The following is a 23,515-nucleotide window of genomic DNA, read 5'->3' on the forward strand; positions in this document are numbered from 1 at the left end:
TACATACATGTCTGACCAGTTACAATTTGTTTACATGTGAAACTAAATTGCAGATGGATGTGGTTACTGAGTATGGATAAACGATTGGCCAAAATATACAAGCCTAACAACGTTAAGTTTGCTTTAAATATATGGCCGCCTTTTTGGGGCGCAGGAATTAGAATTTTAGACATCAGTGAAGACTTTCGAACGGTAAAGGTGCGCTTGAAATTGCGATGGTGGAACAAAAACGCGAATCGATCTCAATTTGGGGGAAGTATTTTTTCCATGACGGACCCAATTTACTCACTGATGTTAATGGGTATTTTACGTGAGCAGTATTATGTATGGGACAAAGAGGCGAGCATTAACTTTGTTAAACCAGGCTTTTCATGCCTTGAGGCGGAATTTGTTGTTACACAAAACATGCTCGATGAGATAGCGGAAAAAACCGCGAGCGGTGAAAAATGCTTCCCGGAGTTTGTCACACACATTAAAGATGACAGTGGTGATGTGGTGGCGACGATTCAACGAAAACTCTATATCCGGAAAAAACCAAAATATCGCGCATCGGAGAACAGTGAGGAAGAGGTGATAACGTCGTGAAGGGGAAATGAAGAGATTGGCGATAGGTAAGTCAATAAAAAGCCTCCGCGAAGGAGGCTGTTTATTATTAGTCTTCTAGCTCGGCAAGACACATCTCTTCATAGAGCTGTTTCGTCCACGTAGATACACGTTCGTCAGTCAGTTCAGGTTGACGATCTTCATCAATGCAAAGGCCTACGAACTGGGAATCGTCGCCTTCAACAAGGGCTTTCGACGCTTCAAACTCATAGCCATCTGTTGAAGTGTGACCAATAACAGTGCCGCCTTTGGCTTCAACGATGTCACGTACCGTACCCATAGCATCGCAGAAATACTCAGCGTAATCCTCTTGGTCACCACAGCCAAAAATAGCCACAAGCTTGGTTGAGAAATCGATGCCTTCAAGCTCAGGGAAAAAGTCATCCCAATCTGCTTGAGCTTCGCCGTAATACCAAGTTGGGATACCAAGAAGAAGTAAGTCGAAGTTGTCGATATCCTCTTTGCTGCTCTTCGCGATATCTTGAACGTGAATGAGCTGTTTACCCAATTGTTTTTGGATCATCTTTGCAATAGCTTCTGTATTACCAGTATCACTACCAAAGAATAGACCTACACTTGCCATAGATTCAGTACCTTTTCATTGTCTATTTTTGACTAAAGAAGTGGGGATAGTTAACTAATCCCTGAGCCTTCCCAGCTTAGTTGGATTATGCCTTTGGCAATGAATCCAGCACAACCTAGAAAGAGCACCAGCCATACGATACGACGACCAAACGTTGGGACGTTGCCTTGCTTGAGAACGTCTTTTATTGCCATGCCGATTAAAAAGAAAATCGACGCAAACAATAGATCTAATCCGATAGATTCCAACTTGTCTATGTAGTCGTAGAGCATGCTATTCCTTTATGCCAATATGCTTGCGCGAAACTATACCACTGTTAAAAGCTAAAGTTAATCCACGCTGGTCAACAAGCCTTGGTTTGATGTCTAAATTAGATAAATTTACGGATTGCTCTGAGTACTTCTGTGGGTTTTTCTGCATGTAACCAATGTCCTGTATTCGCGATCACATGTGCTTTTGGATGAGAAAACTGTTGTTGAATGAAAGGTTGATGCTCCACGGTTAGATAATCGGAGTCACCGCCTTTAATAAACAGCACGGGGACATCGGTTTTCGTAATGGGCTGCCAGTCTAGGATGTTTAAGTAGTTTGCTTTAAGGGATTGGACATTAAATCGCCACGTTAAATAATCATCAACTTTGTAGAGCGATTTACCCAAAAATTGGCGTACACCCTCTATTTCAACATGTTGTGCTAACTGTTCCATCGCCTCGCTACGAGTGGTCGGTTTCGTTGATAGTACCGTATCCAGTCCCGCTAGCACATTATCATGGCGTCGGGTGTGATATTTTACTGGTGACATGTCGAGCACAATCAGTTTGGCTAGTGGATAATGCTCACAAAGCGCCATGGCGACTTTTCCACCCATAGAGTGACCAATAATAATGGGTGATGTGATGTTGAGAGAATCAAGGAGAATACTGACATCTTTTGCCATCACAGGGTAGCTGTGTTCACTGCTGTGAAAGGATTTACCATGATTTCTTAGGTCGATACTGATGACGTCAAAGTCTTGTTTTAAGTCGCGAGCAAGTACCCCTAAGTTGTTGAGGTCGCCAAACAGGCCATGAATCAATACGACGGGCTGGCCACTCCCTTCTCTTTTATAGTTTAATAGTGATGACATTTTTCTGTTATTCGTGATGCGTTTATCGTAGAGGTTCACGGCGGAACTCGTTATAATCATCCAGAGTTTAAACATAGAGATTGTGAAAAGCGAATGAAAACAATTGAGGTTGATGAGGATCTATACCGTTACATTGCCAGTCAAACCCACCATATCGGTGAGAGTGCTTCTGATATTTTGAGGCGACTGCTCAATGTTGATGCGTCTAAAACGGAACAGAAACCGGCCGCCGCTAAAACTATCGTAGTCAGCAAAGAAGCGCCAAAAGTAGAACAGGTTGATTTTGTTAAAGAAATGCGCACTTTGCTTATCTCTGACGAATTTGCAGGGTTAAAGAAAGCGATCGATAGATTTATGTTGGTGCTATCAACCCTTCATCGCTTGAATCCAGAAGGCTTTTCTGAAGCGACGCAGGTTAAAGGTCGTAAGCGAGTGTATTTCGCCGATAATGAAAATACGTTATTAGAAAGTGGCACGACAACAAAACCTAAAGCCATTCCAAATACACCGCTGTGGGTCATTACCAATACCAATACTAGCCGCAAGCGGCAAATGGTCGAGCAGGTGATGACCGTGATGGGATTGCCTGTAGATATCGTCGAGAAAGTGACGACTTCGATTTAGAGTTTCGATTCAAACCTCATAGCGACCGGCAACTGGCGGACATTATGAGGTTTTTTTTATTTTAGGCTTAATATTATAAGGACGTCTGTTATGGCTATCCATCCTCGAGCGGGCCAGAAGGCTCAGCAAGAAGATTTGTACAACATTCCCGCACTAGTTTCGAACTATTTTCTCATTCAACCAGAACCACAAAACTCCGCACATCGAGTTCAATTTGGTACCTCTGGTCACCGTGGCAGTGCCGATAAAGCCACGTTTAACGAAAATCATATCCTCGCTATATCTCAAGCGGTTGCTGAAGTACGTGCGCAACACGGGACCACAGGCCCGTTGTTTATTGGTAAAGACACGCACGCATTATCTGAGCCGGCTTTTGCCAATGTGGTAGAGGTGTTAGTTGCTAATGGAGTGCATGTCGTCATTCAAGAAGAAGGCGGTTACACCCCAACTCCAGGCGTTTCTCACGCCATTTTGACTCATAACCTTGTCAATGACGCTAAGGCTGATGGTATTGTTATTACGCCATCGCACAATCCGCCTCAAGACGGTGGTATTAAGTATAACCCGACGCATGGTGGTCCTGCTGAGGCTGAATTGACTCAGGCGATTGAAGATCGTGCCAATGAGATCATTGCTGCAGAGCTAAAAGACGTAAAACGTCTTCCTATTGCAACAGCATTGAAATCTGAACTTGTTGAGTCGCGTGATTTGGTTAAACCGTATATCGATGATCTTGTTAACGTTATTGATATTGAAGCGATTCAAAAAGCGAATCTAAAAATTGGTGTCGATCCATTGGGCGGCTCAGGCATTGAGTATTGGCGTCAAATTGCCAAGACGTTCAATCTTGATTTGACCTTAGTGAGCGAAGCCATTGACCCATCTTTCCAATTTATGTCACTCGATAAAGATGGTGTCGTTCGTATGGATTGTTCATCGCCGTATGCGATGGCGGGTTTATTGGCGCTTAAGGATGACTATGACCTTGCGTTTGGTAATGATCCCGATTACGACCGCCATGGTATCGTAACACCAAAAGGCTTAATGAATCCTAACCATTATCTTGCGGTTTGTATTGACTACCTATACCGCCATCGTACGCAATGGCGCGCAGATGTTGCTGTGGGCAAGACCTTAGTTTCAAGCGCTCTAATTGATCGTGTTGTTGCCGATCTTGGTCGTACGCTATGTGAAGTGCCTGTTGGCTTCAAATGGTTCGTTGATGGGCTGTATAACGGTGAGTTTGGCTTTGGTGGTGAAGAGAGCGCTGGTGCTTCATTCTTGCGTAAAGATGGTACACCTTGGTCAACGGATAAAGACGGCATTATTTTATGTCTTCTTGCGGCTGAAATTACGGCCGTGACGGGTAAAAACCCACAAGAGTATTATGAAGCGCTTGCTGCTAAGCATGGTGAGTCACAATATAACCGTATTCAAGCCGTTGCTAATACTGAGCAGAAAAATATCTTGAAGAAACTGTCTCCGGATATGGTTTCGGCTGAGACGTTAGCGGGTGATGCAATAACTGCACGCCTAACGCACGCTCCGGGTAATGGTGCGGCAATTGGTGGCCTTAAAGTTACCACCGAAAATGGTTGGTTTGCGGCTCGTCCATCTGGAACAGAAGACATCTACAAAATCTACTGTGAAAGCTTTAAGGGCGAAGCGCACCTCAAGCTTATTGAAGCAGAAGCTCAAGAGATTGTTAACCAAGTTTTTGCTAACGCAGGACTGTAATTAACGATTAGCTCAGCTATTTATAGATTTGCAAAAAACGGTCACATATTGTGACCGTTTTTTTATGCAGATTTTGAACTGGCCAATTTTAGGCAAAAAAAACACCGCCATAAAGGCGGTGTATGAAAATTTGACAGACAGGTCAAAATACAGGAAGTACACACTTCGAATAGGGGATAACTAATCAAAGCATGGTGGTAGAATCTACCGAACTCGAAAATCGAGATTGCAAACACAACATCGCAATCGCGAGTCAATTGATTCTAGAGAGAACCAAGCCGTTCAGACTCGCGTTTGCGGGATGAAATATAGAATTTCTCTGGCTGTTCGGCAATGGACAAATTATAATGTTTCAGATAAAAAAAACTAATGCATTTGAGAGTGCTCTATGTCTAGACGTTTACCGCCACTAAACTCACTGAAAGTTTTTGAAGCTGCCGCGCGTCATTTAAGCTTTACTCGCGCAGCTGAAGAGCTTTTTGTTACTCAAGCCGCAGTGAGTCATCAAATAAAAGCGCTTGAAGAATTCCTAGGGTTAAAGTTATTTCGACGCCGGAATCGTTCGCTACTTCTAACGGAAGAGGGACAAAGCTACTTTCTTGATATCAAAGATATATTTACCGCCTTGTCGGAAGCGACTGACAAAGTGCTTGAGCGTAGTGAGAAAGGCGCACTAACCATTAGTTTGCCGCCTAGTTTTGCCATTCAGTGGTTGGTACCACGCCTCGCGGATTTTAATGAGCAAGAGCCGGATATTGACGTGCGTATTAAGGCGGTTGATATGGATGAGGGCTCACTAACCGATGATGTGGATGTGGCGATTTACTATGGTAGAGGCAATTGGTCGGGTCTACGTGCAGATAAATTATATCAAGAGTTTTTGGTTCCGCTGTGCTCTCCTGCATTACTGCTGGGGACAAAACCACTGGATACCTTAGCTGATCTATCGAAACATACCTTGTTGCATGACACATCGCGTAAAGATTGGAAACAATTTACTAAGCAAAATGAATTAGATGGTGTCAATGTGAACCATGGTCCAATTTTTAGTCATTCGACAATGGTGCTGCAAGCCGCGGCTCATGGGCAAGGCATTGCGTTAGGTAATAACGTATTAGCGCAACCAGAGTTAGATGCCGGGCGTTTGATTGCGCCGTTTGATGAAGTCCTTGTTAGCAAAAATGCCTTCTATGTTGTTTGTCATGAAAAACAAGCGGACATGGGGCGTATCGCGACTTTTAGAGACTGGATGTTAGCTAAGGCGCAAAAAGAACAGGAAGTATTATTTGATGGATAATCTTATTTTTGATGGCCCAGAAGGCGCGCCGATATTTTTGTTTGCTCATGGGGCGGGGGCGGGAATGGACCATGAGTTCATGCAAGATGTTGCCAGCCGATTAGCGGCCAAAGAGATCAGAGTGGTACGTTTTAATTTCCCGTATATGGTTAAGCGAGCCGAAGATGGTAAGAAGCGCCCACCGGATCGTGCGCCTAAGTTATTAGCAGCGATGACCGAAGTGATTGAACATATTGCCGGTGATAATCAGATTGTGATCGGTGGTAAATCCATGGGTGGGCGTATGGCATCGCTGCTTTCTGAACATGACAACGTAAAAGCGGTGGCTTGTTTGGGGTTCCCATTTCACCCCCCTGGCAAACCGGAAAAATATAAAGGCGAGCAGCTGGCGAGCATCGCTAAACCTTGTCTAATTTTGCAAGGTGAGCGAGATACGTTTGGTAAACGTGAAGAGTTTGATGCCTTTGAGTTTTCGAACGAAGTCGCAGTAACCTTTATCCCCGACGGTGATCATAGCTTAAAACCAAGAAAGTCTTCTGGCTTTACTGAAACTCAAAACCGCCAAATGGCGGTTGATCGATTAGCACTATTTGTTAAAGGAATCACGGATGTCTGCTAACCTGATGACACAATACTACCGTCAATCTAGCCGGTTATTTATTGTGACAGCGGCGTTATCCGGCTTAATTAGCGTCGCTTTAGGTGCCTTTGCTGCGCATGGGTTAAAGGCGTTACTGTCTCCGTATTTATTGGGTGTGTTTCAAACGGGTGTGACGTATCAGTTTCTTCATACGCTGGCATTACTATTTTGTGCCTTGTTCATGATTACTACCCGACACGCTAATTCACAAAAGGCGTTTCATCGTGCCGCGATTTGCTTTATCATCGGCATCCTTTTCTTCAGCGGTAGTCTTTATGCACTAGCGCTGACAGGGGTGAAGTGGTTTGGACCAATTACCCCTTTAGGTGGTGTGATGTTCATGTTGGGGTGGGGCTTTCTCGCGCTAGGTGGATATCGGATGACTGACGATACGACCAACGATGGAGTCAATCAGTGAAACAGTTAATGCTATATTGCCGCTCTGGATTCGAAAAAGAGTGTGCTGGTGAAATTCAAGACAAAGCAACACAGCTTGAGGTCTTTGGTTTTCCAAGAGTAAAAAATAACTCAGGATATGTGTTATTTGAATGCTACCAAGAAGGTGATGCAGCAAAACTAGTCCGCGACCTTGACTTTAAATCGCTGATCTTTGCTCGTCAGATCTTTGCCATTGCGAGTGAGCTAGAGTCACTTCCATCAGACGACCGTATCTCGCCAATCCTCGAGTCGTTAAGTCAGGTAGATGGCTTGCCGATGTGTGGCGACCTTCGTATCGAAACGCCAGACACGAATGAAGCCAAAGAGCTGCTAAAATTCTGCCGTAAATTCACGGTTCCAGTGCGTCAAGCGATGCGTGGTAAAGGTTTGCTCTACAACAAAGACAATGCGAAAAAGCCAGTCTTGCATATTTGCTTTACGGAGCCGGGTCACTGCTATATTGGTTATTCTTTACCTGTGAACAACTCTGCGTTCTTTATGGGGATACCTAGACTCAAGTTCCCAGCCGATGCACCAAGCCGTTCAACACTGAAATTGGAAGAAGCTTTCCATGTGTTTATCCCACGAGAAGAGTGGGATACACGCCTTGCTTCTGGTATGTGGGGCGTAGATTTAGGTGCGTGCCCGGGTGGTTGGACGTATCAGTTAGTGCGTCGTTCTATGTTTGTGCATGCGATTGATAATGGCATGATGGCGGATAGCCTAATGGACACAGGGCAAGTGAAGCACCACCAAGCGGATGGTTTTAAGTTTGAGCCACCCCGTAAGAATGTGACGTGGTTGGTGTGCGATATGATTGAAAAGCCTTCACGTGTTGCACAACTGATGGGTGAGTGGTTAATTAAAGGCTGGGCGAAAGAAACCATCTTTAACCTCAAGCTGCCGATGAAAGGCCGCTATGATGAAGTGCTTCAGGACATTGAGAACCTGAAAATATTTCTAATAGAAAATAAGGTGAAGTTTACGCTTCAAGCGAAGCATTTGTACCATGACCGCGAAGAAATTACGGTACATATTCAAGTGCTATCTAATATCTCGCCACATTAATGTTTTTAAGACTCTTGGTTTCTGGACGATACGCTCCTAGAAACCAAGAGCTCTATCTCTATTCTTTTTCAAAATCGCTATTCCTCTTCAAAGCGAATATCTTGTAAATTAAAGCCTAGCTCTATATCGGTTTTTAACGACGAGATCTGTTTGCACTTGCGTGCTATGTCGATGTGCTCATTCAGTTTTTTACGATATTTCTTTGGCAACTCTTCACCTGCAAACGCGGCTTCAATGCTGTCATATTGCGTTAGGATCTCTTTGGCCGCTTTAGGTCCCACGCCAGGAATACCGGACACTTGAGAAGAACTCACGCCTGTTAATCCCCAATAGTCGGCAAGTTGTGCCGGTTTGACACCAAATTCAGCTTCGATGAAAGGTGCGTCAAGCCAACGGTGTTGGAAATAGTCGCGGATCTGTAGGGTTGGTGATAGTAGCTGGCAATATCCTTTGTCTGTTGAGATGATAGTGGCCTTCTCGCCGCGACTCGCAACCTTAACGGCTAGTGTTGCTACTAAATCGTCTGCTTCATCTCCCTCGGAGAGTAGCGAATCAATCCCCAGCTGCCACCACGCGTCTTGAACCTTTTCTAGCCCTAAATAGAGCGGCTCAGGCATGGGTTTGCGGTTTTGTTTATATTCAGGAAGGATCTCTGCTCGCCAACCGCGATCTTGGTCGTGATGGTCAAAAACCGCAATAATATGAGTCGGCTCGGACTCTTTAATGATTCGCTTTAGAGTGCGGGTCGTCGTGAGGATGGTACGATCAATATCTTCTGGGTCAGGTTGTACGGCATGCACCCGTCGGAGAAGATTAAGTGCATCAATAATAACAAGATGAATAGACATAAAAAAAGACCACAGAATAACGTGGTCTTATTGTAATGAATCTCACGAGCAGTTTCAGGCTTTTATTCGCGGTTGGCTATCTTATAACATGGGATATATTCTGAGCCGGGTAGTTTCATACGTTGCTGCTGAACAAAATCGCCAAGTAATTTGTCCATTTTTGTCATGAGTGCTTTATCGCCATCAATCAAGAATGGACCGTGCTTTTCTATTTCTAGAATACCTTCTGCCTTAACATTACCAGCAACAATCCCAGAGAATGCCTGCCTAAGCGCCGCTGCGAGGTTTTCTGGACGTTGGTTAAGGTGTAAGTCTAATCCCGCCATATTCTCATGTGTTGGGTCAAACGGGAGTTGGAATTCAGGCTCAATATGTAACGACCAATTGTAACTGTACGCATCGCCATTTTTCTTCCGGTGCTCACGGACATCAGGCATGGCATTTTTCATGACTCTGGCCGCTTTAGCAGGATTGTCAATAATAATCTGGTAGTGCTTTTGCGCTTCTTCACCCAGCGTGTCTCGCACAAACTCATCAATAGAGCGGAAATAGGCTTCACTTTCTTTTGGTCCAGTCAGCACAATAGGTAGAGGCTGTTCTGCATTATCAGGGTGCATCATAATGCCCAGAATATAGAGCAGCTCTTCTGCTGTTCCTGGGCCTCCTGGGAAAATGATGATGCCGTGTGCCATGCGCACGAAGGCTTCCAAACGTTTTTCTATATCTGGCATGATCACCAGTTCGTTAACGATAGGGTTCGGTGGCTCAGCGGCGATGATAGAAGGTTCGGTGAGCCCTAGGTAGCGCTTTTCGGTATAGCGCTGCTTGGCGTGGCCAATGGCTGCGCCTTTCATAGGGCCTTCCATTGCACCGGGTCCACAACCAGTACAAATATTGAGTTCTCGTAGCCCTAATTCATTACCGACTTCTCGAGTATATTGATATTCGGTTGGATTGATTGAGTGCCCACCCCAACAAACAATGAGGTTAGGTTCAATTCCCGGAGTGAGTGCTCGGGCGTTGCGTAAAATACCAAAGACCAGGTTAGTAATATGCGCCGAGTTAGTGAGATTAAGGCGCTGGCTATCGGCAAGGTGCATATTGACATAGACGATGTCACGTAACACCGCAAATAGGTGTTCTTGAATCCCTTTAATAATCTGTCCATCAACAAACGCGTGCTCAGGAGGGTTAGACAGTTCAAGTTTGATGCCTCGCTCACGTCGCATGACATTGACATCAAAGGAAAGGTGTTTGTCTAGTAGCTCTTTTGAGTTGTCAGTGTGGCTGCCTGAATTTAGTACCGCAAGCGTACAGTTTCGATAGAGCTGATAGAGGTCACTAGCGGCGGTTTTTTTAAGGCGCTCAACTTCAAGTTGAGAAAGAAGGTCCATGCTGCCAGCAGGACTGATATGCGTGATCATAGGCATTTCCTTTGTCTAGAACCAAAAGCGATTGCCAACCGAGGCGAAGAGACAGTACATGAAAATGTGCGGTACTGAACGTAGGGGAGGGCAATGCATTAGCCATAATTAGTATTGTTATAAACCACAACTCGTTAATACTTAACGACATAGGTTAGTTATTAGACTAGCAAATATAAGGCAACTTTCTATCACTATTTATTAATGACAGTGGATTACGCTTTCCATGCAAACTGGTTTGGGCCCAGCTTTTTGGTTTGTATTAAGATCTGGTTGAGACGCTCCAACGCTTCGTCTGGGGTGTCGTTTTGATTGAACTCAGTACTGGCAGCCGACAAGGTGATAGTGATGAGTTGGTCGCGAAACTTAAATGGTAAGTTGCTGATTTTATATTGAATTTCTTGAACTATCTTCTGGCAGTGAGCGTCGTTTTGTTCCGGCATAATAAGAATGAACTCTTCGCCTGAAAAGCGAGCGACGGTATCAGTATCAGCGACCGTATTAGCGATAGTGCGAGCAATGATCTTTAGCGCTTTATCACCAGCGCTGTAGCCAAAGTTATGGTTAATACTCTTAAATTTATCAATATCAAGAATGACTAATCGCAGTGAATGCTGATTTTTTAGCCATCGGCGGTACTCTAATTCTAACTTGTCTAGCAAGGCTGTTCGGTTGTAAACCTTGGTTAACGGATCGGTAAGCAATCGCTTCGATTGGTCTTCTAACCGACGGCGGTAGTCTTGTGTTACGTCAAATAGGTTTTCTAGCTGATTATTATTGTACTGCATCCGGTCGAGCAGAGCTTGCTCTCTCATTTCGGCATGTTGCAGACGTTCAGCAAGGGAGGCCAATTGGGCAAGTACCGGGTCCATGGTACGTTTTACCGTTTCTAGATCCTGGCTTTGGTTAATATTCGTTTGGCTGGTCGTGATCAGTGAGCCAAGTTCTTGATGAATTTGTTGTCTTTGCTCAAAGTAAACTTGGTTTTGGTCTAAATTTTGAGTGCTATTTTTTAGCGAGTTAGACAGGGATACGTTAACTTGTTCTAAAAATTGCTCAGAGGTCTTTCTTTCGTAATTTGTGGCATCAATCACCAGACGTAGCACGTTTAGTGTCAACTCTAGAAGCGCGTCTCCAGAGATCTCCATGAGTAGTTTAGCGCGAATTTCGAGTAGTTGCTCCCCAGACTCGCCTTCAAAATCAAGCTCTGTAATGAGATTTTGCAGCTCTTCATTTAAACCTAAAAGAAGGTGATGGTTATTGGGCTTAGTATCGGGTTCTTTAGGGGTGAGAGCACTATTTGACGTGATGATCTTTACGGCCTTCTCGTAAATCGCGAGTAGCTTAATGGCGTTATCGGTTTTTTTGAAGCTGTGTTTGTCGCTGTAGGTCAGAACCACGCGCAAATCACGTTTAATTTGTGCAGGCAAGCCAGAAATACGCTGAAGGGTTTCACCACTGCGACGAAGTTGTTCATCTAGTGAAGTATTCTGTTTATCGACGGCCGCTGATTTTTGAGCGATGAGTCGCTCCAAAATCGCAAAACGAGGAATTAAACTACTGATGTCAGCGTTGTGTTCAAGTTCGTGACGAAGTTCGATCAGTTTCTCATCGATACGAGGATGAGAGCCAATATGGGCGCGGCTGAGAGTGGCAATAAAGCGCTTAAGTACAGTCTGCTCTCGTCGACTTTTTAGCGATGCATCCCTTTGAGCAAGACGTAATTGTTCCAGCTGTACTTTTAACAGATGGAGTTGCTCTAATGTATCACTTTCAGATGGGCCCATAAATTCTATAAAAACTAATCAGTTGTAATGTTATTGATGCATTGAATGATAATAACAAAAAACATCACAACGTCACCTAGTCTTCGGTTTAAGTGCTGTTTTTTTACCCTTCAGTAAGCGTTTTTTTGAAGCCGTCCTCATTCTGAGAAGATGAATGTACTTTTATTAACCCTTGTTTAATCGCTGTCTTACACGCTTTTCGTATGTCATCAGTTGCAAGACTCGCTGCCGGTGCGTTATCAATGGCTTTGAGGTATACCCAATGACTCTTATTTTCTTGCATACTTATGTCTCGAGCCATATGCGTTGAAACCAGTAAAATATCCAAGAGTTCTTTATCATTGATAGCGGTGTAAGCTCGCGGTAGGAACGGGTAGTTCGCCATACCAACGCGGACAATGCGGTTGATTTTTCGATCGGGTTCAAACTCGCTAACCCAGCTTTGTATTTCCTCAAATAGGCTCTCAGCAGTGCGCGGTTTGATACTCGGTTCGATATAGAGCAAGTTCGCATCGGAGAAATGATAAATGCGAGCTGGATGGTCAATTTTATTTCGAACAAATTCACCAAAAGCACGCTCTAGCTCTAATCCCGCTTTATAACCATTTTGTAGATACATGTTGCGCAGGAACGGAACATCAATCATGACAAACCGTAGGCGGTCACTTAGTGGCTCATTGATCAGCTCACCGACTTGCCATTGTTCAAAATTACGCTGGGTACGTTGTAATGAGCTGGGTAAGTTCGCATTCAGCAACCGAAGGTTGGGGAGGCCGGAGCGAGCATGAGTAAATAGGGTCTCGTTGAGCTCTAAGAGTTCGCGTTTGATTCGTCGATTGACAATAAACATTCGCAAGCCGAAGAGAAATACGATGGCAACGGTACAAAAAAGCCCAAATGCGACTTTTTGAAATTTCTGTTGCGCGATCAGGGAATCTTTTAACTCAAGCTTTTGGGTTTCATAGTGAAGCCCTTGCTCTACAAATTGTTTTTGTTGACGAAACGCATCTTCACTAATTTGGTTTAATTGCTCTTGCTGATACGTACGTAGTGAGTTGGCATGCTTAATGTTTTCGAGTGCGAGTTTGTAATTACCTTTTTGCTCATGTCCAAGAGCCAGCAGTTGATACGATTGTTGCTCAATTGAGGTCTGCTTAAGTGATTGACTAAGCGCTAACGCTTCGTTGGCGTGCAGTAAGACTTTGTCACTGTCCTTTTGGTGATAGGCCAACCCAGCGTAGAGCAGTGCTGCACGCGCTTTAAGCGCAGGGTAGTCAGACAAGGACAATAAGCTTTGTGCTCGAGTTAAATACTGTTCCGCTAATGGATAGTTATAGAGCTGCAAATAGGTCGATGCGAGGCTAATGCGAATGTCGATAACTTTCTCTATATTCCGGTCGAAACTCCGATGATCGACGACATTAAAGTAGTGTACCAATGCAAGGTTGTATTTGCCTTGTAAGAAGTAGATGTCGCCCATGAGTTTTAATACGTCAACGAGCACTGGAGAGTCGGGGTAGCTATCGTAAAAGTCGGCAGCCTGAGAAAGGTGTTCTAGTGCTTTGTCGAGCACTTGCCTTTGCATAAATAGCTGTGCGAGTAACTGGTTGATGTTTGCCAGTTGATCACCTGAATTAAGCTCAATGGCTGCCCAGTATGCGAGTAATAGTTCAGATAATGCTTCGTTATAGCGACGATAGCGTAAAAAGTGTGTGCCATAAGCCGTGTGATAATCAATAGATAGCTTCGATATGGAGTCACTAGGAATGTAAACCCCCGCCTTTTGGTACATGTGATTAGCGAGCTCGAATTCGTTTTCCGCGGAGGCAATTTCACCTTGAAGTTTTTTGATTCGATAGCTGGTGCGATTAGCGATGCTTTGCCCTTTGCGTATGCCTTCCAACTCACTTTCTATACTTTTTAAGGCGTCTAATGCGGTGGCTCCCGCGCCATCCTTTAGCCAGGTTAATCGTGTTTTCAAAATTCGAATATCAAGCTCTAGAAACAGTAAACGGTACTGCTTCGTCATTGCTTCTGCTTCATCTAAACGCTCAAGCGCATCTTTCACATGTCCCAGATTGAACTGAGCTTGAGCCAAAATTGTGAGGGCATTGACCGAACTTAGAGGCGTACGGACCCGTTGGTCTGTGTCGTCTCTAGACAAATTCGATGGGCGGTCGTCAGTTTGTTCTATGAATTTGCGGCTATCCAAGTAATCACTGGCAATGTCGCTGGCTTTTTGTGGTTCAATATTGACCAGTTTATCGGCTTCAACAAGTAATGGCGACGTAAAATTAACGGCGTGAAGAGGCATGGAGTACACCCCCGCAAGAAGCGAAGCGAATAACCCTAATACAGGCCAGAATTTAGAATTCATGAGTGCATCCATTCCTAATGATGATTTATTGTCGAGCCATACGAGCATTATGCTCAGGTGCAGATTGGAGGCTAGATCGATAAGGGTTTATATCTAAGCCACCACGTCGAGTATAGCGCGCGTAAACGGTCAGCGAGCTTGGGCGACAGTAGGACATTATATCGGTATAAATGCGTTCTACACATTGCTCATGAAATTCATTGTGCTCACGAAACGAGACTAAGTAACGTAGCAACGCTTCACGATCAATTTTGGGACCACGATATTGAATCTCAACACTCCCCCAGTCTGGTTGATTGGTGATGAGGCAGTTTGATTTTAGTAAGTGGCTGTGAAGTGCCTCTTCTACTATCACGTCACTGGTTGCGTGTTGCAGTAAATTAGCATCGAACTCATAGCTATTAATTTCAATATCTTGATCATCGATGCACTCGCCCGCCATGCCGACAATTGCAGAGTGTTCATAGTCTTTTACTGGAATCAGTTTGAGGGTGACCTCTTCCCCTGCACAGTTCGACAGATCGCTTTGAATTGAACGCTGAACCTCGTCCCAGCTAGCAAAGCGAGTTTGGTTATAACTATTGAGATAGAGTTTAAAAGATTTGGACTCAATGAGGTTCGCGCTGGTGGCAGGGATGTAGGCCTCACCAATGGCAACTTGTGGTAACCCTTTGCTATTTAGCCATGAGATTTCGTAAAGCGTCCAAACATCACAACCTTTAAATGGTAATTCATCGCCTAGCTCGAGATCATCACGATTAAGACTTCTTGGCACCGGCTGCAATAAAGATGGATCGTATTGATTGGTGTAATCGGTTTTTTGGCCGAGAGTGAGACCAGAAAGCTCTTTGGCGTTGGAATATTTGCTCATAATTGTGTGATATTTCGATTAGAATAATGCGAATTTTACGAGATCCCGGAATAGCTGTCATCTTTTGTGAGCGGAAATCCGTGTTCAGTACGATGATAAGTGGAGATAATATGAATCAAAGTGTACAACAGGCGTTAGAAGCTTTTGCTAAGCGTTATGAAGAGTCATGGCAGAAAAAGCACCAAACGCTCCCAGCGAATGAAGCGTTATATGATCTAGTTTCTCCATGTATTGAAAGCAAAGATGACCAACAGGTATTCTGGCGTGCGAGCTTACGTGAAACACCAGAGCAGTTAGAGAGTATTGAGCGTGGTATAGAGCTATTGATTCATGATGATGTCAAAGCGTTCTACGGTCATCAGTACAGCGCGGACATGGACGCCACATGGCAAGGCAATACTTTAACGCTGTTGCAAGTGTGGAGTGATGAAGATTATGTTCGCTTGCAAGAAAATATATTGGGGCACTTAGTCACTCAAAAACGCTTGAAACTAAAACCGACGATTTTTATTGCCGCTACCGATGCAGATATGGATGTGATCTCGATATGTAACATTAGCGGACAAGTCATATTAGAGCGCTTGGGCACTGATCGCCGTGATATTATTGCTGACGACTTAGCTTCATTTCTTAATGGGTTGGAGCCTAATGTTTAATAAAAACCCATATTCAAAGGAGCTTAGCGCTTAATATGTACGTTGTAGAGCTTCAATTTGAGTGTTTTGACAACACTACGATCACCGCGGTAGAAAAAGGCATTAATGGCTTAATGGACGCGCTTCGCTTTAATGGCCAAGTACTTGGACGAGAGTTTCCTATCGTTATGGGGGATGGCGAGTTTTATGTTCGGGTTGTCTGCCCTGAACAAGACAGCTTACATCCTAAAAACCATTCAGATTTTGTTAAAGTTTGCTTTAAGCGATTGTCGGATGCGTTTTTGCTGGCACCCAAAATGCGTTTACTGGGACAAGATTTAAACTCAGAAGAGTCAGCGGAGATCACGCCGCCAAGTTGGCAGGTGCTGTACACGACTTATGTTCATACGTGTTCGCCATTGAGAAGCGGCGACACCTTATTGCCGATTCCTCTGTATCGTAATCCACCGACGCTAAATGGTGACCATAAGTCTGTGATTAAATGGCAGACGGAGTGGCAAGCGTGTGATGAAGTGCAGATGGGCGGAGGCTGCAGAGCTGAGCATGCCACACTTAGAGAGTTGAGCGATGTTAGCAGTGATCTGTTTAGACGTGGTTGGGATCTTCGTGGCCGTATTGAGTTCATGACTCATATCCCGACTTACTATTACCTTTATAAAGTGGGCGGTAAGAGTCTCGCGGAAGAGAAGGCGCGTAAGTGTCCTAAGTGTGAGGGTGAATGGTTACTTGATGAGCCACTGCACGACATTTTCCATTTTAAGTGTGAGGATTGCCGACTCGTTTCTAATATTTCTTGGGATCACCTAAAGTAGGGCGCAGACTAGCCAGTATTTTCGACTGATAATAAAAAAGGTTGAAGCGTTTAGCTTCAACCTTTTTTTAATGCGAACCGAGAGTTGCATCATGGTAACCTATTGGATTTTCAAATAATTAAAAATCCGTACCGGTTTATTCCCAGCCTTTAACGACGCCACCTTGGAAGATGTCAGACGCTGCGTTGTAAACCTCTTCTGTTTGGTAAGCTTTAACAAAGTTTTGCACATTTTCAGCGTTTACATTGTCTTCACGAGCCACAATCAGGTTCACATAAGGTGACTCACTGTTTTCAACAAACACACCGTCTTTTTCTGGCGTTAAGTTGATAGAGCTTGCGTAAGTGGTGTTAATGATTGATAGCGCTACATCGTCAAGAGAGCGTGGTAGTTGCGCCGCGTCCAGTTCAACAATCGTAATGTTTTTTGGGTTTTCTACAATGTCACGCACAGTGGCTGCAAGATCAGCCCCTTCACGTAATGTAATAAGACCTTGCTGCTCAAGCAGCAGTAGCGAACGACCAAGGTTAGTTGGATCGTTTGGTACGGCAATACGTGCGCCTTCCGCTATCTCGTCAACAGAAGTGACCTGCTTAGAGTAGCCTGCGATAGGGTAAACAAACGAGTTGCCTGCAATAGTCAGTTTGTAGCCACGGTCAGTCACTTGTTGATCAAGATATGGCTTATGTTGAAATGCGTTAAGATCAATTGAGCCATCATCCAGTGCAGCATTTGGCGTTACATAATCAGTGAACGTAACAAGCTCAACATCTAAGTTGTATTTTTCTTTCGCGACTTTCGCTGCGACTTCTGCAACTTGAGCTTCTGCGCCAGCCATTACGCCAACTTTGATGCTGTTAGTGTCCGCTTCTTTTTCACCACAACCTGATAGCACAAGTGCTGATGCTGCCGCTGCGATAGCAAGCAAACCTTTAACATTGAATTTCATGACTTTCTCCTTGTTATAAACTTTTTAACTGCTTTATCTGTGATCGACGCGACGAACAATGTGATCGCCAATCGATTGAATAATTTGAACTAATACAATAAGCATGACCACAGTAACGGCCATAATCACGACATCGTATCGATGGAATCCATATCGAATCGCAACATCACCTAAGCCACCACCGCCCACGGTTCCTGCCATAGCAGAGTAGCTGACTAACGTGACTAGCGTGATCGTGACTGAATTCACAATGGTTGGTAATGCTTCTGGAAGCAACACTTTGGAAATAATTTGATATGGCGTCGCGCCCATCGACTGGGCGGCTTCAACCAAGCCGCTTGGGACTTCTAGTAACGCGCCCTCAATAAGGCGAGCCACAAATGGAATGGCACCAATCGTTAGTGGTACGATCGCTGCGGTAGTACCAATGAATGTGCCGATTAGCAGCTTGGTGAGCGGGATAATCGCGACCATAAGGACGAGGAAAGGCACAGAGCGACCCATGTTAACAATCGCACCAAGGATATTATTGAGGCGAGTATTTTCAAGTAATCCACCTTTTTTAGTGGTGTGTAAAATAACACCAAGAGGAATACCTACAGCAAAACCAACGACACCAGCAACCGCCACCATGTAGAGGGTTTCCCATGTTGCGCCTAGTAGCAGTTCACCATTAAGGGACAGCCAATCTGAAACAGAATTAAAGGACATAACCGAGTACCTCTACTTTTACGTTGTGGTTGCGCAAGTATTCTATTGCCGCATTGTCATCAAGTTCGGTGCCAAAGAGCTCAGCAACCATCATGCCGAATTTTACGCCACCGGCGTAATCGAGATCAGAGCTAAGAATGCTGATATCGATATTGTATTTGCGAGCGATTTGCGAAATAAGTGGAGCATCAACCGTTGCACCCGTGAATTCAAGGCGAACCAATGGATAGCTGCCTTCGACTCGGCTGGTTTGCAATCGACGTTGGTAATCTTCAGGAATGGATAAGTCCAATGTCGAGCGAATGAACTGGTGCGCAAGTTCAGTTTTTGGGTGAGCAAAAATGTCACCAACTGACCCTTTCTCTACCAATCGACCGTCACCGATAATCGCCACTTGATGACAAATACTTTTTACCACGTCCATTTCATGAGTGATCAATAAAATGGTGATGTTAAGTTTACGATTAATGGTTTTAAGCAGCTCTAAAATAGATTGGGTGGTGGCAGGATCTAATGCGCTGGTCGCTTCGTCACACAATAATACTTTAGGGTCGGAGGCAAGTGCGCGAGCGATAGCAACACGTTGCTTTTGTCCACCACTTAAATTGGCTGGGTACGTATCACGTTTATCGCCAAGGCCAACCAGTACCAATAATTCAGATACTTTCGCTTCGATTGCCGCTTGGCTTTTGCCTGCCAATTCAAGAGGAAGAGCAACATTTCCAAAAACAGTGCGAGATGAGAGCAAGTTGAAATGCTGGAAGATCATGCCAATATTACGGCGAGCTTGGCTGAGCTCTGATTTAGAGAGCAGAGTAAGATCAACGCCATCAACAATCACTGCGCCAGACGTCGGTGCTTCAAGCATATTGACGCAGCGAATAAGGGTGCTTTTCCCTGCGCCAGATGCGCCGATCACGCCAAAAATTGTGCCTTCTGGAATATGAAGGTCTATATCAGCAAGCGCATTGATGGCTTTAGTGCCTTGATAAAACACTTTGTTTACCTGATTAATTTCGATCATCTAATCAACCTGAACTCTATGAGTAGCATAAAAGTTTGAACTACATCCCAATTACTAGAAGATGCTATGGGTTTTGCTTATTTGTGTCAATGGATATTTTTACGTCTAGACGTCTAAACGTCATTTTCATAGTGATGAAGCGATCAAAGCATGTAATAATTCAGTCTATTAACACCTATATATAAGAAGAGAGTGACCTGTGGCCAAACCCGCCGTATTTTTGGATCGTGATGGCGTGATAAACGTTGATCATGGTTATGTCAGTGATGAGCATGATTTTGAGTACATCGATGGTGTATTTGAAGCGGCCAAAAAATTAAAACAGCTTGGCTATATGCTGGTGGTGGTGACCAACCAGTCCGGCGTCGCTCGTGGTATGTTTTCTGAAGACCGCTTCATGTCATTGACACAATGGATGGATTGGAATTTTAGCGACAATGGTGTGGAGTTAGATGGGATTTATTACTGTCCTCATCATCCCGAGCATGGTATTGGCGAATATAAGCAAGACTGTGAATGTCGTAAGCCAAAACCGGGTATGTTTATTTCAGCGCGCGATTTTCTTGATATTGATATGGCGAACTCTGTCATGGTGGGCGATAAAGCTGAAGATTTGATGGCAGCCGAAGCGGCTGGGGTGACAACCAAAATTTTGGTCAGAACCGGCAAGCCGGTAACTGAGCGTGGTGAAAGTATTGCTTCAGTGGTGTTAGATAGTATTCGTGACGTGCCGGCTTATCTTGCCAAATAAACTGCCCGTATGACTAGGCTACTTGAATCATAGCCTTTACGTGAATGCGACAAGAAAGGAAAACGGGCTACGGAACTGAATGACTGACTAAGGTTATGATGGCGATAAAGCTATGATGGCGATAAAGCAAAGGAGTGCAGATAAATATGAACGTCAATAAATGGCAGTACTTGCTGGTAGGCAGCGTACTTAGTGTTGTTGCTGGTTGTAGTCAACATGCTGCCGAGACCGAGCAAAGTGCAAACTCACTGTATCAGAACGATGCAAGCCGTGAGCTTTCTTCGACTTTGTATCAATGTGAATCGGCTGAATTTGTGGTTACGGCTTTAGATGATGAGCAAGTGCTAGTGCTTATTGATGGCACAGAAAATCACTTACATCGTGTGCCTTCTGCATCTGGAGTGAAATATACACTAGATGGCCAGCTAGAAAATGATGCGGAAGTGGCACTGTTTACCAAAGGTAAGCAGGCAATACTGACGATATCAGGTCAAACGTATAATGGCTGTATGACGAAATAACGTCAAAGATTGAAGGTAATATGAGCAAGAAACTCACTATTTTGGACATTGCTAAACTCTCTGGTGTTGGGAAATCGACGGTTTCTAGGGTGCTCACTAAGGATCCTAAAGTGAAGCCCGATACGAGGCAGAAAGTTGAGGCGATTATTGCCGAGCATGGTTATGTGCCGTCTAAATCCGCCCAGTCAATGCGCAGTGGTGGCAACCCCAAGGTTATTGGCGTCATTATTTCTCGTTTGGATTCCCCTTCAGAAAACAAAGCGGTGAGCGGCATGCTCAGCGTATTGTACGCAGCTGGTTATGACGTTGTGATCATGGAAAGTCAGTTCGATCCAGAAAAAACCAATGAGCACCTGACGGTGTTACGCAAGCGTAATGTGGATGGTGTCATTGTTTTTGGTTTCACTTCTCTTGATGTGGACGAGGTGAGCCGTTGGCAATCGAAAGCGGTGGTGATTGCGATGGACACTGATAAAGTATCGTCGATTAATTATGACAACCAAGGGCTCATTCGGTCTGTACTCAGTAAGTTGGCGACAGATGGTTTAACGAATTTGGCCTTTATTGGCGTCGATCCTACAGATAAAACTACAGGGTTAGCACGTTTAACGGCTTATCAGGAGTGGTGTGAAGAGCAGGGAGTTGCGCTTTGCTACCAGACCGGAGCGCTTCACCATGACAGTGCTTACCATTTAGTGGATAAAGTGATTAGTACTCAGTTGCAAGCACTGGTTTGTGCCAGTGACACGTTAGCACTTGGCGCGGTGAAACGCTTGCAGGAATTGGGTCGCGAAGATGTTGTGGTAACCGGTATTGGTGGCAATGAGCTTCTCTCATTTCTTTTCCCCAAAGTGTATAGCATTGACCCAGGTTACCAACAAGCTGGCAGTAAAGCCGCTCACTTGTTGATCAGTCAGCTAGAACAGGGAGAATCTATTCAGCACCTCACTCAAGAAGCCGTTTGACGTCAGCGACTTCCTTTCGTTGATCTTTCTCATTATTAACAACAAACGCTGTAAATTTGACCAAAGAGTGTGATCATGCTCAATTAATGGGAATGTTCCCATTTTGTAAGGTGCGTTCTGGTGGCACACTGTGCTTACTCTCTTTTGGGAATGTTCCCATTATTGAGGTGAAGATACTATAATTCATTAGAGGTGAGCGGAGATTCATCTCAATTATCAGAAAAGGTCTGTATACGATGAGCCATATAGCCAAACAAGATGTTGCTGCCATCATTGACGGTGTCGGGGGGCAAGAGAATATTGCCAGTGTCAGTCACTGTCTTACTCGTCTTCGTTTTGTATTAAACGATACCGACAAAGCCGATAAGCGTGCCTTAGAAGCGCTTAAATTAGTAAAAGGGTGCTTTACTAATGCTGGTCAATTTCAGGTCGTGATAGGTACTGAAGTCGATGAGGTTTATAAACTCCTGATTGCCATGACGGGTAAAAGTGAGTCTTCAAAAGATGAAGCTAAAGTTGCCGCACGAAGCAACATGAACATTATAGAGCGCGGTATCTCTCACCTTGCTGAGATTTTTGTTCCGCTGTTACCTGCGATTATTACCGGTGGTTTAATTCTGGGCTTTCGTAATGTTATTGGCGACATTCGAATGTTTGATGGTCAAACGTTAACAGAAATTAGCCAGTTTTGGGCCACGGTACACTCTTTCTTATGGTTAATTGGTGAAGCCATATTCTTCTTCTTACCCGTTGGTGTTTGTTGGTCTACCGTTAAAAAATTAGGTGGTACGCCGATTTTGGGGATTACCTTAGGGGTCACCTTGGTGTCACCACAATTGATGAATGCTTACCTTATTGGTAAACAAGTACCTGAAGTCTGGGACTTTGGACTATTTGTTATCGAGAAAGTTGGGTATCAAGCGCAAGTGATCCCAGCGATGTTAGCGGGCGTGGCGTTAGCGTTCATTGAGACGCATTTAAAGCGTATCGTACCGAGTTACCTCTACTTGGTCGTCGTACCTTTTGTATCCATTATCTTATCCGTTGTGCTCGCTCACGCTCTGATTGGCCCTTTTGGTCGAGTGCTTGGTGATGGCGTAGCCTTCGCAGCTCAAGCGGCGATGACTGGGGATTTTGCGGTACTTGGTGCCATTGTTTTTGGTTTTTTCTACGCTCCTTTGGTCATTACAGGGATTCACCACACCACCAATGCTGTTGATCTTCAGTTGATGCAAGAGTTGGGTGGCACACCAATCTGGCCATTGATTGCGTTGTCAAATATCGCACAAGCATCGGCTGTCGTTGGCATCATCATTATTAGTAAGCGAGAAGGTGAGCGAGATATCTCAGTTCCCGCTGCTATCTCGGCTTATTTAGGGGTCACCGAGCCTGCTATGTATGGCATCAACTTGAAGTACAAGTTCCCAATGCTTAGCGCCATGATTGGCAGTGCGGCAGCCGCGGCGATTTGTGGGAGCGCTGGTGTGATGGCAAATGGGATCGGTGTGGGTGGTTTGCCAGGCATCTTATCTATTCAGCCTCAGTATTGGACCGTTTATCTCGTGGCTATGCTGGTGGCTATCGTGATTCCTATCATGCTTACGTTATTTATGTACAAGAGAGCTCAGTCTAAAGGTGAGCTTGAACTCGCCAATGCATAACATTTCAAGGCTCGTATCTGCGAGCCTATTTTTCCTTTTTAA

At 44.5% G+C, this 23,515-nt stretch carries 24 protein-coding genes; 13 read left to right on the forward strand and 11 right to left on the reverse strand.

Annotated features, from left to right (window positions below; all coding sequences use genetic code 11):
- Positions 1-72: 72 nt before the first annotated feature.
- Positions 73-585, forward strand: a complete 513-nt coding sequence (locus MD535_RS04700) for a DUF4442 domain-containing protein (protein WP_265673772.1) — start codon at positions 73-75, stop codon at positions 583-585.
- A 67-nt stretch (positions 586-652) separates the two neighbouring features.
- Here the strand turns inward: MD535_RS04700 and fldA are convergent, their stop codons facing one another.
- From fldA to MD535_RS04715, 3 genes are all read right to left on the reverse strand, one after another.
- Positions 653-1,186, reverse strand: coding sequence for a flavodoxin FldA (gene fldA, locus MD535_RS04705; protein WP_250615645.1), 534 nt, complete (start codon positions 1,184-1,186; stop codon positions 653-655).
- 50 nt (positions 1,187-1,236) lie between these two features.
- Entirely contained in the window at positions 1,237-1,458 is a 222-nt protein-coding gene (locus tag MD535_RS04710; protein WP_250615644.1) for a DUF2788 domain-containing protein, read from the reverse strand.
- Positions 1,459-1,556: 98 nt separating this feature from the next.
- A complete protein-coding gene (locus MD535_RS04715) occupies positions 1,557-2,312 on the reverse strand; it encodes an alpha/beta fold hydrolase (protein ID WP_265673773.1) in 756 nt (251 codons plus the stop codon).
- Positions 2,313-2,405: 93 nt separating this feature from the next.
- Between MD535_RS04715 and seqA the strand changes: the two genes are divergently transcribed.
- The 6 genes from seqA to rlmM all read left to right on the forward strand — a co-directional run bounded on the left by seqA (position 2,406) and on the right by rlmM (position 8,116).
- Entirely contained in the window at positions 2,406-2,936 is a 531-nt protein-coding gene (gene seqA, locus MD535_RS04720; RefSeq protein ID WP_265673774.1) for a replication initiation negative regulator SeqA, read from the forward strand.
- Positions 2,937-3,026: 90 nt separating this feature from the next.
- The gene (gene pgm / locus MD535_RS04725) at positions 3,027-4,673 is read left to right on the forward strand and encodes a phosphoglucomutase (alpha-D-glucose-1,6-bisphosphate-dependent) (RefSeq protein WP_265673775.1); all 1,647 of its coding nucleotides are present in this window, start codon (positions 3,027-3,029) and stop codon (positions 4,671-4,673) included.
- Positions 4,674-5,061: 388 nt separating this feature from the next.
- A complete protein-coding gene (locus tag MD535_RS04730) occupies positions 5,062-5,970 on the forward strand; it encodes a transcriptional regulator GcvA (protein ID WP_265673776.1) in 909 nt (302 codons plus the stop codon).
- Complete coding sequence (locus MD535_RS04735; RefSeq protein ID WP_265673777.1) at positions 5,963-6,589, forward strand: alpha/beta fold hydrolase; 627 nt, start codon at positions 5,963-5,965, stop codon at positions 6,587-6,589. Before MD535_RS04730 ends, MD535_RS04735 begins: the two co-directional genes overlap by 8 nt.
- Before the next feature lie 4 nt (positions 6,590-6,593).
- Complete coding sequence (locus tag MD535_RS04740; protein ID WP_265673814.1) at positions 6,594-7,028, forward strand: DUF423 domain-containing protein; 435 nt, start codon at positions 6,594-6,596, stop codon at positions 7,026-7,028.
- Positions 7,025-8,116: a 23S rRNA (cytidine(2498)-2'-O)-methyltransferase RlmM gene (gene rlmM / locus MD535_RS04745; protein WP_265673778.1), complete on the forward strand. Its 1,092-nt coding sequence runs from the start codon at positions 7,025-7,027 to the stop codon at positions 8,114-8,116. The genes MD535_RS04740 and rlmM overlap by 4 nt, the downstream gene beginning before the upstream one ends.
- Positions 8,117-8,193: 77 nt before the next feature.
- On the opposite strand, the gene xni is transcribed toward rlmM, so the two are convergent.
- The 5 genes from xni to queF all read right to left on the reverse strand — a co-directional run bounded on the left by xni (position 8,194) and on the right by queF (position 15,423).
- Entirely contained in the window at positions 8,194-8,964 is a 771-nt protein-coding gene (gene xni, locus MD535_RS04750; RefSeq protein ID WP_265673779.1) for a flap endonuclease Xni, read from the reverse strand.
- A 62-nt stretch (positions 8,965-9,026) separates the two neighbouring features.
- Entirely contained in the window at positions 9,027-10,388 is a 1,362-nt protein-coding gene (gene ppnN / locus MD535_RS04755) for a nucleotide 5'-monophosphate nucleosidase PpnN (protein ID WP_265673780.1), read from the reverse strand.
- A 215-nt stretch (positions 10,389-10,603) separates the two neighbouring features.
- Positions 10,604-12,175 (reverse strand): GGDEF domain-containing protein, encoded by a 1,572-nt coding sequence (locus MD535_RS04760; protein ID WP_265673781.1) that lies wholly within the window; start codon positions 12,173-12,175, stop codon positions 10,604-10,606.
- A 103-nt stretch (positions 12,176-12,278) separates the two neighbouring features.
- Entirely contained in the window at positions 12,279-14,552 is a 2,274-nt protein-coding gene (locus MD535_RS04765; protein ID WP_390902887.1) for a tetratricopeptide repeat protein, read from the reverse strand.
- A 25-nt stretch (positions 14,553-14,577) separates the two neighbouring features.
- Positions 14,578-15,423 carry an NADPH-dependent 7-cyano-7-deazaguanine reductase QueF gene (queF, locus tag MD535_RS04770; protein WP_265673782.1) on the reverse strand — a complete coding sequence of 282 codons (846 nt, stop codon included), beginning with the start codon at positions 15,421-15,423 and terminating at the stop codon, positions 14,578-14,580.
- A 110-nt stretch (positions 15,424-15,533) separates the two neighbouring features.
- Here queF and syd point away from each other — a divergent pair, with 110 nt between their 5' ends.
- A complete protein-coding gene (gene syd / locus MD535_RS04775; protein ID WP_265673783.1) occupies positions 15,534-16,079 on the forward strand; it encodes a SecY-interacting protein in 546 nt (181 codons plus the stop codon).
- Positions 16,080-16,114: 35 nt separating this feature from the next.
- Positions 16,115-16,891 carry a Zn-ribbon-containing protein gene (locus MD535_RS04780; protein ID WP_265673784.1) on the forward strand — a complete coding sequence of 259 codons (777 nt, stop codon included), beginning with the start codon at positions 16,115-16,117 and terminating at the stop codon, positions 16,889-16,891.
- Positions 16,892-17,027: 136 nt separating this feature from the next.
- On the opposite strand, the gene MD535_RS04785 is transcribed toward MD535_RS04780, so the two are convergent.
- From MD535_RS04785 to metN, 3 genes are read right to left on the reverse strand one after another with little or no spacing between them, the layout of a single operon-like run.
- Positions 17,028-17,840 carry a MetQ/NlpA family lipoprotein gene (locus MD535_RS04785; protein ID WP_265673785.1) on the reverse strand — a complete coding sequence of 271 codons (813 nt, stop codon included), beginning with the start codon at positions 17,838-17,840 and terminating at the stop codon, positions 17,028-17,030.
- A gap of 33 nt (positions 17,841-17,873) precedes the next feature.
- Positions 17,874-18,551: a methionine ABC transporter permease gene (locus MD535_RS04790; RefSeq protein ID WP_265673786.1), complete on the reverse strand. Its 678-nt coding sequence runs from the start codon at positions 18,549-18,551 to the stop codon at positions 17,874-17,876.
- Positions 18,541-19,575 (reverse strand): methionine ABC transporter ATP-binding protein MetN, encoded by a 1,035-nt coding sequence (gene metN, locus MD535_RS04795; protein WP_265673787.1) that lies wholly within the window; start codon positions 19,573-19,575, stop codon positions 18,541-18,543. Before metN ends, MD535_RS04790 begins: the two co-directional genes overlap by 11 nt.
- Positions 19,576-19,774: 199 nt before the next feature.
- Between metN and gmhB the strand changes: the two genes are divergently transcribed.
- The 4 genes from gmhB (at position 19,775) to treB (ending at position 23,473) form a co-directional block, all read left to right on the forward strand.
- Positions 19,775-20,326: a D-glycero-beta-D-manno-heptose 1,7-bisphosphate 7-phosphatase gene (gmhB, locus tag MD535_RS04800; protein WP_265673788.1), complete on the forward strand. Its 552-nt coding sequence runs from the start codon at positions 19,775-19,777 to the stop codon at positions 20,324-20,326.
- A 146-nt stretch (positions 20,327-20,472) separates the two neighbouring features.
- The gene (locus tag MD535_RS04805) at positions 20,473-20,847 is read left to right on the forward strand and encodes an MliC family protein (protein WP_265673789.1); all 375 of its coding nucleotides are present in this window, start codon (positions 20,473-20,475) and stop codon (positions 20,845-20,847) included.
- 20 nt (positions 20,848-20,867) lie between these two features.
- Positions 20,868-21,812 (forward strand): trehalose operon repressor TreR, encoded by a 945-nt coding sequence (treR, locus tag MD535_RS04810; protein ID WP_265673790.1) that lies wholly within the window; start codon positions 20,868-20,870, stop codon positions 21,810-21,812.
- A 236-nt stretch (positions 21,813-22,048) separates the two neighbouring features.
- Positions 22,049-23,473 carry a PTS trehalose transporter subunit IIBC gene (gene treB, locus MD535_RS04815; protein ID WP_265673791.1) on the forward strand — a complete coding sequence of 475 codons (1,425 nt, stop codon included), beginning with the start codon at positions 22,049-22,051 and terminating at the stop codon, positions 23,471-23,473.
- Positions 23,474-23,515 lie beyond the last annotated feature (42 nt).

Origin of the sequence: Vibrio qingdaonensis (assembly GCF_026191675.1) — a bacterium.
GTDB lineage: Bacteria > Pseudomonadota > Gammaproteobacteria > Enterobacterales > Vibrionaceae > Vibrio > Vibrio qingdaonensis.